9 protein-coding genes are annotated in these 11,423 nt (G+C 68.7%); 5 read left to right on the top strand and 4 right to left on the bottom strand.

What is annotated here, in order from left to right:
* Nucleotides 1-128 precede the first annotated feature (128 nt).
* Nucleotides 129-1,103 (top strand): NAD(+) diphosphatase, encoded by a 975-nt coding sequence (gene nudC, locus ACQPWU_RS51870; protein WP_433434121.1) that lies wholly within the window; start codon nt 129-131, stop codon nt 1,101-1,103.
* Here the strand turns inward: nudC and ACQPWU_RS51865 are convergent, their stop codons facing one another.
* Together ACQPWU_RS51865 and ACQPWU_RS51860 are read right to left on the bottom strand one after the other, a co-directional pair.
* Complete coding sequence (locus tag ACQPWU_RS51865; protein WP_360689874.1) at nt 1,104-1,352, bottom strand: mycoredoxin; 249 nt, start codon at nt 1,350-1,352, stop codon at nt 1,104-1,106.
* A 79-nt stretch (nt 1,353-1,431) separates the two neighbouring features.
* Complete coding sequence (locus ACQPWU_RS51860) at nt 1,432-2,331, bottom strand: alpha/beta hydrolase (protein ID WP_433434118.1); 900 nt, start codon at nt 2,329-2,331, stop codon at nt 1,432-1,434.
* Nucleotides 2,332-2,483: 152 nt separating this feature from the next.
* Here ACQPWU_RS51860 and ACQPWU_RS51855 point away from each other — a divergent pair, with 152 nt between their 5' ends.
* The 4 genes from ACQPWU_RS51855 (at nt 2,484) to ACQPWU_RS51840 (ending at nt 6,782) form a co-directional block, all read left to right on the top strand.
* Nucleotides 2,484-4,514 carry an ATP-dependent DNA helicase UvrD2 gene (locus ACQPWU_RS51855; protein WP_433445516.1) on the top strand — a complete coding sequence of 677 codons (2,031 nt, stop codon included), beginning with the start codon at nt 2,484-2,486 and terminating at the stop codon, nt 4,512-4,514.
* Between the two features lie 576 nt (nt 4,515-5,090).
* Nucleotides 5,091-5,960 (top strand): acyl-CoA thioesterase II, encoded by an 870-nt coding sequence (gene tesB / locus ACQPWU_RS51850; RefSeq protein ID WP_360689870.1) that lies wholly within the window; start codon nt 5,091-5,093, stop codon nt 5,958-5,960.
* Between the two features lie 160 nt (nt 5,961-6,120).
* On the top strand, nt 6,121-6,384 hold the full coding sequence (locus ACQPWU_RS51845) for a hypothetical protein (RefSeq protein ID WP_433434116.1): 264 nt from the start codon (nt 6,121-6,123) through the stop codon (nt 6,382-6,384).
* Nucleotides 6,385-6,512: 128 nt separating this feature from the next.
* Entirely contained in the window at nt 6,513-6,782 is a 270-nt protein-coding gene (locus ACQPWU_RS51840) for a WhiB family transcriptional regulator (RefSeq protein WP_080045300.1), read from the top strand.
* A 1,375-nt stretch (nt 6,783-8,157) separates the two neighbouring features.
* Here ACQPWU_RS51840 and ACQPWU_RS51835 read toward each other — a convergent pair.
* Both ACQPWU_RS51835 and ACQPWU_RS51830 read right to left on the bottom strand, forming a co-directional pair.
* Nucleotides 8,158-9,492 carry an ABC1 kinase family protein gene (locus ACQPWU_RS51835; protein WP_433434113.1) on the bottom strand — a complete coding sequence of 445 codons (1,335 nt, stop codon included), beginning with the start codon at nt 9,490-9,492 and terminating at the stop codon, nt 8,158-8,160.
* 62 nt (nt 9,493-9,554) lie between these two features.
* Nucleotides 9,555-9,971 (bottom strand): hypothetical protein, encoded by a 417-nt coding sequence (locus tag ACQPWU_RS51830; protein ID WP_433434110.1) that lies wholly within the window; start codon nt 9,969-9,971, stop codon nt 9,555-9,557.
* Nucleotides 9,972-11,423: the final 1,452 nt, after the last annotated feature.

Genomic DNA, 11,423 nt, shown 5'->3' with positions numbered 1-11,423 from the left:
TAATCAGGTAAGGCTAACCTAACTCCCCGATCCTAGCCTTTGAAAGATCACCCCGGTGCCCGGATACCTTAATCGGCGGCTAACCGGGAGGTCATAGGATGACAGGGGATTTTGGGAGGGGGCGGCCTGTGGAGACGACCGCGGAAGAGCAACTCATCGGACCCCTGCTTCTGGCGCGCGGCACGATCGACAGATCGTCGGCGCTGCGTGCTGACGAGCGATGGCTCGAGCGGGCGTGGACCGATCCGTCGACCAGGGTGCTGGTGATCGACAACGGTCACACGCTGGTGCGGCGGACGGGCGATGAGGTGCATGCGGTGCTGTTCACGTCCGGGGACGCGCCGCCTGGGCCGCGCTACCTGCTCGGGCTGGAGGACGGAGTCGCGTACTTCGCGGTGGCCGCGCCGCTGCCCGGCATTCCCAAGGGCGACGTCAACGGCCGCGTGACGGTCCCCATGAGCCTGGGGGACACGCCGGAGGGCGAGCCGGTGGCGGCCGGGCTGCGCCAGGTGGGCGGCCTGCTCGGCGACCGCGACGCGGGCCTGCTGGTCTACGCGGTGGCGCTGGAGGCCTGGCACACGACCCACGAATACTGTCCGCGCTGTGGCACCCGTACCAACGTGCAGGCCGGGGGCCACATCCGGGTCTGCCCGCAGGACGCCAGCCAGCACTTTCCCCGCGTCGACCCGGCCGTGATCATGCTGGTACGCGACGAGAACGATCGCTGCCTGCTCGCCCGCGGCCCTCAGTGGCCGGAGGGGCGGCTGTCGATCCTGGCGGGGTTCGTGGAGCCGGGGGAGTCGCTGGAGCACGCCGTCGCGCGCGAGGTGGCCGAAGAGGTGGGCGTCACCGTCGTCAACCCGCGCTATCTCGGCAGCCAGCCCTGGCCGTTCCCCCGCAGCCTCATGCTCGGCTTCTTCGCCGAGGCCACGTCGATCGACCTCACGCCCGACGCGGAGGAGATCGCCGAGGCCCGCTGGTACTCCCGCGAGGAGCTGGAGCAGGCGCTGGAGTCCGGCGAGCTGCGCCTGCCGCCGCCGGTGTCGATAGCCCGCCGCCTGATCGAGACCTGGTACGGCGGCGAGCTGACCGGCGACTGGTGATCAGGCGGCTTCGAGCAGGGCCTTGACCTCCAGAGCGGAGGGGTTCGTCCGGACGACGCGGCCATTGGGGGTGTCGATCACCACGGTCGGCACCGTCTGGTTGCCGTTGTTGACGCTCATCACGAACTCGGCTGCCGACGGGTCGCGCTCGATGTCGACCTCTTCGAAGCTGATGCCCTCGCGGGCGAGCTGGGACTTGAGTCGCTTGCAGGGGCCGCACCAGGTGGTGCTGTAGACCGTGAGCGCCATGTTGGGAGATCCCTCCAAGGTCAGGAATTCAGGCGCTCGGTGCAACAACGCCGCGTGCCGGGTTAATCCCCGGCGGCGTTCACCCGCCGAGGCGTTCGGCGATCCACTCCTGCACGCGCTCGGCCACGCCCGGCTCGCGGTAGAGGGGGTTGCTGTGATTGATGCCAGGCTGAGTGATGACCGTCACAGGCACGCCCACCTGGCCCAGCATCGTCTTGAGCAGCTGGCTCTGCACCGGCGGCACGAACTCGCTCTGAGAATGCACGGTCAGCATCGGCGCGTCCTTGCGGCTGGCGTGCCAGGCCACCTCCATGCTGGCCCAGACCCGCGAGCACTTGCCCTTGGGCTCGCAGCCTCCGGCCAGGCGGATGGCGGCCGTGCGGAGCTTGCGCTTGTTGGGGTCGCTGGACTTCTCGCCGTCGGAGTAGGCGCGCAGGGGCGAGATGATCGGCGACAGGCCCACGACGCCCTTGAGCCCGTGGATGCCGTCGCCGTACGTGCCCACCGCCGCCGCGATGTGGCCTCCCGCGGAGAAGCCGACCACCACGTAGTTACCCGGATCGAACGCCCACCGGTCGGCGTGCTTGCGGGCCAGCGCTATCGCGGCCAGCGCGTCCGTGCGCTGCGCGGGCCAGGCCGCGTCGCCGGAGAGCCGGTAGTTGAGGTTGAAGACCGTGTAGCCCTGCTCGGCGTACTGCCGGACGATCTCCTTCATGTACCGCTTGTCGCCGCCCGACCACCAGCCGCCGTGGATCAGGAAGACGCCCGGGCGCTGCTGGCCGTCCGGGGTCCACCAGACGTCCATGCTCTGACGTACGTGTGAGCCGTACGAGACGGTCTCATTGGCGAAGCCGCCGAGGCCCTCCTGGTCAATGACGGATGAGGGGGCAGGCGTCGGCTCCTTGTTCGCACTGGCGGCGACGGGTGAGAGCACGACAGCGGCGAGCGCGAGCACGCTCGCGGAAACCGCAGTTCGCACGGCTTTCCTTTCCCCCATACAGATGGTCGGCCCCATTGTGGGGGAAGAGACCAGTTCTTTGCACCGGGACCACGATGAACATACGTCGGCCCGCATGTTGCCAGAATAAAGAGTCTTTCCGCTACACCTGGGAGTATGTACGGGTGAACAACATGGATGACGTCCTGGCCGGTCTCGATCCCGAGCAGCGTGCGGTGGCCGAGGCGGTGCGCGGGCCGGTGTGTGTGCTGGCCGGCGCGGGCACGGGCAAGACCAGGGCGATCACCCATCGCATCGCGCACGCGGTCCGCAGCGGGGTGGTCGACGCGCAGAGCGTGCTCGCGGTGACGTTCACCACTCGCGCGGCAGGGGAGCTGCGCCAGCGCCTGCGCACGCTGGGGGCGCCCGGCGTGCAGGCTCGCACGTTCCACGCGGCCGCCCTGCGGCAGCTCACGTACTTCTGGCCGAGGGTCATCGGCGGTGCGGCGCCCTCGGTGATCGAGTCCAAGCTCCCGGTGCTGGTGGAGGCCTGCCGCCAGATTCGGAAAAATCCGGATCGGTCCGAGTTGCGGGACATCGCGGCCGAGGTCGAGTGGGCCAAGGTCACCCAGATCGGCCCAGAGGATTACGCGGCCGCCGCCGCTAAATACCACCGCACGCCGCCGGTCCCTCCGGAGGAGGTGGCCAGGCTCTATGAGGCGTACGAGCAGATCAGGCGCGAGCGTCACCTGGTCGACTTCGAGACCATCCTGGAACTGACCGCGGCCGTGATGACCGAGCACCAGGAGGTCGCGGGGCAGATCCGCCAGCAGTACCGCTATTTCGTCGTGGACGAGTACCAAGACGTCAACCCGCTGCAGAAGCTCCTGCTCGACACCTGGCTCGGGGGTCGCGACGACATCTGCGTGGTCGGCGACCCCAACCAGACGATCTACTCCTTCACCGGCGCCACCCCGCGCTACCTGACGGGCTTCGCCGTGGAGCACCCGAACGCCGCCGTCATCAAGCTGGTCCGCGACTACCGTTCGACCCCGCAGGTGGTGGACCTCGCCAACCGGATGATCGTCAAGTCGCCGCACCGGCTCGACCTGGTGGCACAGCGCCCCGACGGCCCCAAGCCGTTGTTCGCCGACTACGACGACGAGCCCGCCGAGGCCGCGGGGGCGGCCCGCGCGATCAGGAAGCTCCTGGACCAGGGCGTGCCCTCGCGGGAGATCGCGATCCTGTTCCGCATCAACTCGCAGTCGGAGGCGTACGAGGAGGCGCTGTCCAAGGCCGAGATCCCGTACGTGCTGCGTGGCGCCGAGCGCTTCTTCGACCGTCCCGAGGTACGCCAGGCAGTCGTGCTCCTGCGCGGCGCCGCCCGCTCCTCGGCCGGGGAGCCGCTGGCCTCGGAGGTCCACCACATCCTCAGCGGCCTGGGCCTGACGCCCTCCCCTCCGGGCGGCGGCAAGGCCAGGGAGCGCTGGGAGTCCTTGAAGGCCCTGGCGGACCTGGCGGAGGACATGGCCGCCGACGGCGCCGACCTGCCTGCCTATGTGGCCGAGCTCGAACGCCGAGCCACCGAGCAGCACGCCCCGCCCGTGGAGGGCGTTACCCTGGCCTCTCTTCACGCGGCCAAGGGCCTGGAATGGGACGCCGTCTTCCTGGTCGGCCTGACGGACGGCATGCTTCCCATCATCTACGCCGAGACCCCGGAGCAGATCGAGGAAGAACGCCGCCTCCTCTATGTCGGCATCACCCGCGCCAGGGAGCACCTGTCCCTCTCCTGGGCCGGCGCCCGCGCCCCGGGCGCCCGCAAGACCCGCCGCCCCTCCCGCTTCCTCGACGGCCTCACCGGCCGAACCTCGTCCCCGCCCCGCCTCTCGCCATCGCCCCGCGAACGCCGCCCGGTGGCGGCCCCGGTGAGCTGCCGGGTGTGCGCCAAGACCTTGGCGTCCGCCACGGAGCAGAAGCTGGGCCGCTGCTCGACGTGCCCGGCGGACTACGACGAGGCCCTCCTGGAGCGCCTCAAGGCCTGGCGCACGGCCACGGCCAAGGAGTCCAAGGTCCCGCCGTACGTCATCTTCACGGACGTGACCCTCCAGGCCATCGCGGAACGGGCGCCGGCGTCTGAGCAGGAGTTGCTGTCGATAGCGGGCGTCGGCAAGGTCAAACTCGACCGCTACGGAGAGGCCGTCCTGTCCCTCTGCCGCACCGACTGATCCCACCGACCCCCACCCCCGCCCCGCTCCCACCGACCCCCACTCCCACTGTCCCCGCCCCGCTTCCGCCGTCCCCGCCCACTGGCACCCGTCGGAAGGGCCGCCACTCAGCCCGACGCCGCCTTCGTAGGCGGCCGTCTCCCGCCCCGCCCCACTCCCACCGACCTCGCACACTGGCTCCCGTTGGGACGGCCGCCACTCCGCGACACCGCCTCCGTAGGCGGCCGCCTACCATCCCGCCCTGGGCCGCCCCGATGGTCAGCAACCGCCACCGGGCCCCGGCGCGTTCCACACCTCGCGGTCCCGTCGCCCGCCCTTCGACAGCAGCCCGCGCCGCTCGACCCGCGCCGTCCGCCCGCGCCCAGGACCATCCGCGCCCTCGACCATTCGCGGAAAGGCGCAGCCCTCAGCCCCGAGAAACCATCCCAGAGTCACTCCACAAGGGGCCACAAGCCCGTAACGGGAGGGAAACCAGCACCAGGGATCATCGGACAACGCCGGGCCCACCTTTGGCCATATGCGGGCGACACGTCAGACTTGACCCAAAACCGGAAAACACAAGGGGGGACGGACACCGTGAATGAGGCGCTGAAGGAGCTCCTGGACCTGCTCGACCTGGAGCAGATCGAGCTCGACATCTTCCGGGGACGAAGCCCGGAGGAGCGCATCCAGCGCGTCTTCGGTGGTCAGGTGGCGGCCCAGGCCCTCGTGGCGGCCGGCCGTACGGTCCCCAAGGACCGTAACGTGCACTCCCTCCACGCGTACTTCATCCGCCCGGGCGACCCCACCGTCCCGATCGTCTACAACGTGGAGCGCCTGCGCGACGGCCGTTCGTTCACCACCCGCAGGATCGTCGCCATCCAGCACGGCAAGGCGATCTTCACGATGTCGGCGTCGTTCCACATCGCGGAGGAGGGTGTGACGCATCAGGCGTCCGTGATGCCGCAGGTGCCCGATCCCGAGACGCTGCCTACGTTCCAGGACAGGATGTTCGAGCTGGTCGGCGACAACCCCGACCTCCGGGACTGGCTGTCGCGCCCCCGCCCGGTGGACGCCAGGTACGTCTCGCCGCTCACTTGGGAGGCGTTCAAGAACCCCGAGCTGCGCAGCGCCCGGAACAACGTGTGGTTCCGCTACCACGCGGACCTGCCCGACGACCCGCTCCTGCACGTGGTGCTGGCCGCGTACGCCTCCGACTTCACGCTGGTCGACACGGTCTTGCTGGCCCACGGCATGGCCTGGGGCGCGTCGAACGTCATGGGCGCGTCGCTGGACCACGCCATGTGGTTCCACCGCCCATTCCGGGCCGACGACTGGTTGCTCTATGCTCAGGAGTCCCCCTGGTCGGGGGGAGCTCGGGGACTTGCTCGCGGTGAGATGTTCACTGCGTCTGGTGAGCTCGTGGTCTCGGTCGTTCAAGAGGCCATGATCCGCCTGACAAAGTAGTACGAACTCGCCACCTGCGATGGCCGTCAAGACGTGGCCACTGTTACAAAATCGCAGGTAGAAAATATGTTGCCGGTTCCTGGGTTCCCGGTTTAGGGTCATGGTCAAGCGAGTCGGAGCACCACTGTTCCGACGATCTCGAGAGTGGAGGTGAGTCACCGTGATGAGCATCAAGATGTCGGCCACGCAGTGGCTCGCTTCCGCATGCCGTGACTCGGTGAGACTCGTCGATGGTCCCGCCAAGCCGCGACTGGAGAGGTCTGCCCGTAGCCAGGCGGCTGCCTACAACGCGCGCGCCCACTTCGGCGCCGCTGCGCAAGCCAGCCCTGCCTACCTCGCACGTATCGAACTGCCGGCCAACCAGCTCACCAAGGGTGGACTGTGCGGTCCGCAACCCTGGAGGGATGTACCGGTCATAACCTGACCGGCACATAGCCCACCAGGCCGCGGATCCACAGACCGGATCCGCGGCCTTACTTATTTGTCCGTGATCCTCGACCACCTATGAGGTGCCCGACCAAGATCAAAAAGATCGATCAAAAGGAGAAGCAGATGGGGGCGAAGACGATCATGGACCTGATCGACGAAGCCAAGATCCCCTGCCGTACCGACCCTGACCTGTGGTTCGCCGAGTCGCCGGAGGACGTGGAGTTCGCGAAGGCACTCTGCGGCGGCTGCCCGATCCAGAAGGCCTGCCTGGCCCGCGCGCTCGAGCGCGAGGAGCCGTGGGGCGTCTGGGGCGGCGAACTGATCCTCAGGGGAACGATCGTTCCCCGCAAGCGTCCGCGCGGGCGTCCTCGCAAGCACCCGGTCGCTGCCTGAACACCGCACCTACCACCAGAAAGCGAACAGACCAATGAGCACTCAGATCACGAGGAGCCGAGCAGTGCCGGATCTCATCCATGACCTGGTAAATGACCGAATACAAACGCTCCACCGTGAGGCGGAGCACCAACGCCTCCTTCTGCGCGTGAGCCGCGTGCAGCGGGCGCGGCGCGAGGTCAAGCGGGCGAACGATCGCCTCCGCGAGGCCCTGAGCCGCCACATCTGATCCGGGAGATCCTGCCGCCGGCGCAGGATCTCCCAGATCCCTCGAGAGAGCCGGGCGCTCCCAGCGCCCGGCTCTTCCCCGTTCAGAGCCTGTTCTCTGTACGCCCGCACCTCCGCCTCGGCCCGTACGCGGCCACTTCGGTGAGGCGTTGCGTCTCTTGAGAGGTACGGCCGCCGTGCGCTCGCGTTTGTCCGTGGTCGCTTCGGGCGTGAGAGGTCGGGTCGCCATGCGCCCGCGTTTGTCCGCGGTCACTTCGAGCGGGTTGCGCCTCTTGAGAGATCGGGCCGCCGTGCGCTCGCGCTCGTGCGCGGCCACCTCGAACCGCAACGTCGCGCTTATTGACGGGTCGGCCGTCGCGCGTTCGTTTCCTGCCTCTTCGGCTCGTACGCGGTTACTTTACGCTGCGGCGTTGCGCTTCTTGAGGGAGTGGCTGTCGCGTCCGCGCTTCCAGTGCTCGGCTTGCACGCCTGAGCCTCACAACGTGGGTCCGATTTCACGGCGTGCGTCCGGCCTGATGGTTCGGGGCCCGGCCCTGCGGCGTAGGCCCCATCCTGACCGACTGCGAGCCCACCGGCGCCTGTTCAGCACCCTGGAGGGGGATGTGCTGACCATCGGCGCCGGTGGGATCACCGTGCACGAGCGCAGGTGCGTGCACGGGCATGGTGGCCCTGAACCGGTCGCGCGGCGTCACCTCGGACCGGGCCATGGGGCATTGCGGCCTAGAACCGGCCACGCGGCTTCAGCAGCTCGGATCGGCTACGGGCATCACAGCTCCGAAACCAGCCACGAGTATCACCGCCTTGGATCGGCCACGGGAATCACACCCCGGACCGGCGCGTCACGGCCTAAACCGGCTACGGGCATTGCGAAGTCGAACCGGGCGAGAGCCCATGCGTGCGGAGCCAGTGCCCGCGACCCCAGCGCCCGCGCGACGGCGGGAGTGGTGGCGCGTGGGCCTACGCTCGCCGGTGCGGCGGCGGTGGGCAGGCGCGCGGGTCGACGCATTCCGATCCCCTCGATACGGTAACGACTTGCACTCGTATCATTACACAGAGCAGTTGGAAATCAATACGGCGCCAGTAAAATCCGCGTGTCCGTCAATGAGCCACCGTGTGCCGGCCAACGGCAGGGTGATCCACGGACGGGCTAACCGATGGCCAGGGCCTCGTCGTTGGGGTCGTCGGAGAAACCCGGGACCCAGCGGATCACCTCGTCGCGGAAGCGAGCCGTGGTACCCAGCTGACACAGGACGCCGATCCCGGCGGCATGGACCCGGTGTATGAGCACGTACGAAGGCGGGAGGTTGAGCTGGCGGACCACGTTCGTGGGGCGGAGGTCCGTGACGCTCGCCGCCTGAGCCTGCAGCCACTCCCGGCTGAACGTGAACTCCTCCACCGCCGTCGGCTCCACGTACGGCGCCAGAAAGGCCCGCAACGCGTCAGGATCGATCTCTATGTCGTCGCGGATGAAGCCTTCCCGGCGCAGGCCCGCCATGACGGTCTCCATGTCGCCGTGGTTGAAGATGCGCGTCAGCTGGCCGAACATCTTGGGGTAGCCGTCAGGCAGGCGGTTGACCGCGCCGAAGTCAAGAGCGCCGAGCCTGCCGTCGGGCAGCATGCGGAAGTTGCCGGGGTGCGGGTCGGCGTGCAGCATGCCGACCCGTGCGGGGGAGCAGAACAGGAAACGTACGAAGAGTAATCCCGCGCGGTCGCGCTGCTCTTTGGTGCCGTCGGCGATGACGCGGGACAGTGGAGTGCCGTCCATCCATTCGCTGACCAGCACCATCTCGTTGGCCGCGACCACGTCGGGGACGTAGAAGTCGGGATCGTCGTCGAACTCGAGGGCGAACGCGTGCTGAGCCTCCGCCTCGCGCAGGTAGTCGAGCTCCTCGGCGATCCTTTCGCGTAGCTCGGCCAGCACGGCCTTCACGTCGAGACCGGGCAGCATCACGCCGAACAGCTTGCCCAGCCGCGCCAGTTGCGTGAAGTCGCCGAGCAGTGCCTTGCCCGCACCCGGATACTGGATCTTTACGGCCACCTCCCGGCCGTCATGCCACACGGCCTTGTGCACCTGGCCGATGGACGCGGCGGCCGTCGGCTGGTCGTCGAACGACAGGAAGTTTTCCCGCCAGTCGTCGCCGAGCTGCTCGGTGAGCACCTTGTGCACGGTGGACACGGGCAGCGGGGGAGCGGCATCCTGCAGCTTGGTCAGCGTGGCGCGATAGGGGCCGACGATCTCCTGCGGCAGCGCGGCCTCGAAGATGGACAGGGCCTGCCCGAGCTTCATCGCGCCGCCCTTGAGCTCGCCGAGCACCTTGAAGATCTGCTCGGCCGTACGCTGCTGGAGCTCCTGCGCCACGAGCTCGGCGGACTTGCCGCCGAGCCGCTTGCCCAGCCCGAGGGCTGCGCGGCCGGCGAATCCGAGTGGAAGGGTAGCCAGCTTGGCGGAGCGCGTGACAGCACGACGCGGAAGATCGCTCACACTGATGCGCGGAACCTCGGCGAGGTACCGCTTCCCCCCTTCATGGTCATCCTCTGAGCACGTCAGTCGCGGTTAGGAGACATGACCATTCTTAGCGAATAAGGATTGTTTCGCATACAACGACAGTGCGGGTGCGCCTTCCAAGACCGCCTCTTCCAGCGCCAATCAGGCGTAACGTCCATTGTGCCGTTGGTCACAACCGGCTCCTTGCCATCGAGGTGAGCAAGCGCATGACCGGTCGCCACGGCTGCGACCACCGCCGCCAGTGTGGAGTCACAGGCGATCTCGCCCGGCGGATAGCCACCCAGCCTGGCGGTCACGATCGGCCATCCAGGGTCACGATCCCGCCGCGTCAGATCCAGGCAGTGCAGGCACGCCGTCTTCCCCGGCGTGACCAGCGGCCCAACGATCCCATGCCCCTCGAAGGCCGACGCCAGAAGATGCGGGATGCCGAGTGAGGTCAGTTCGTTGACCAGCACCCCATCGAGGGGCGCGACGGGCGCGAGTATGACGAGATCGGGCCGATCCGACTTGTCCCCGAGGTACGGCCCTCCGGCCAACGCATTGACGGACGGCCTCACTGCCGTCCCGCCCGTGGCCTCCGGACCATCCGACCGCTTGTCGGACCCGCGCACCCGCTTCAACGGCCCGGTGGGGGTGCGGCATGCCTCCTCCGCACCCGTGGCGGTCGGCCCGTTCTCCGGAGAGGACTGCACTCTGCCTGCAGTGCGCGGCCCGTTCTCCGCGGGGGACCGCGGGTTGCCGACGGGGGATGAGACGGCCTCCCCCGAGGACCGCATCCTGCCCTCGGAGGACGGCAGTGTACGTGCGGTGGACGGCACGGCCTTTGTGGGGAAGGAGGCAGTGCCTGCGGCGGACGGCACGGTACCTCCGGTGGAGGGCACGGTGCCCCTAGTGGATCGCGAGGACGCCGCCTGTGCTGCGCTGCTGGAGTGCATGGCCTGTGTGGGGCCGCTGGAGTGCGCGACCTGGGGTGGGTTGCTGGAGAGCGAGGCTTGGGCCGGGTTACCGGAGCGCGGTGCTGGTGCCGGGTTGCCAGAGCGTGCTGGGCGGCCGGAACGCGTGGTTTGGGGGGCGTTGGTGACGCGTGCGTTTTGGGGCGATCGGGCGGGCGGCGAAGCCGGTGGAGGTGTGGTGCCGCGGGCCTCGACGGCATGTGACGCGTCCGTGGACGCGTCAGCTGTGTGGCCACCAGACGTGAGCCGCCTCACGACGGCCACTGCGCCGGCCTCGCGAGGGAGACCGACCTCCGCCCACGTCAGCCCACCCGGTGTGATGTCGCACGGCCGGGCGGTGCCTGGGTCGAACACCCGGATATTGCCGACTCCGGCGGCGGCCAGGAGGGCGACCACTTGCGCGCCTACCCGGCCTGCCCCATAGACGCGCACCCGCTGCTCCCTGCGGCGCCCGAAGAGGGCGATCGCGCCGTCCGGAGCGGTGGAGGCGAGGTCGAGGGCGTCGAGGTCCGGTCTCAGGCGGTCTCGCTCGGCCAGGGAGAGATCGGCGAGCGGCGCGGGGCTTGTGGCCGCGTCGTGGAGGGCGCCTTGTACGGCGAGTTGCTCCAGCAAAGTTTGGGCGCGGATCTCGTCCAAGCCCGCGGCGGCCGCTTCCGCCAGGACGCACTCCAGGTCGCGAGTGCCGTCAAGGCTCTCAACCCACCGGCGGACGGCCGAGGTCAGGCCGCTCAACATGACGGCCCGGAGGGGGTGCACGCCGTATTGGAGGGTGTGCTCGTCGCGGATGATGCGCCGGAGGGCGGGCTTCACACGTGGCCTCATGGCGGGAAGGTTTCCATGCCTGAGCAAGATCCCGAGCCGGTTCGGCGGTGGCTGTGGATAACTAAGGCGCCTGAGGAGGCCTGTGGACAGCAGATGGTCGGGACAAGCAGGTCAGAGGGTTGATGAGCGGGC

It is taken from the genome of Nonomuraea sp. CA-141351, from assembly GCF_050944675.1.
GTDB lineage: Bacteria > Actinomycetota > Actinomycetes > Streptosporangiales > Streptosporangiaceae > Nonomuraea.
This window is presented reverse-complemented; position numbering and strand designations above follow the sequence as displayed.

Excerpts from the sequence above, each read along its gene's own strand:
- ACQPWU_RS51840 (WP_080045300.1), top strand. The coding sequence starts at position 6,513 with ATGGGGGCGAAGACGATCATGGACCTGATCGACGAAGCCAAGATCCCC.
- ACQPWU_RS51865 (WP_360689874.1), bottom strand. The coding sequence starts at position 1,352 with ATGGCGCTCACGGTCTACAGCACCACCTGGTGCGGCCCCTGCAAGCGA.
- ACQPWU_RS51855 (WP_433445516.1), top strand. The coding sequence starts at position 2,484 with ATGGATGACGTCCTGGCCGGTCTCGATCCCGAGCAGCGTGCGGTGGCC.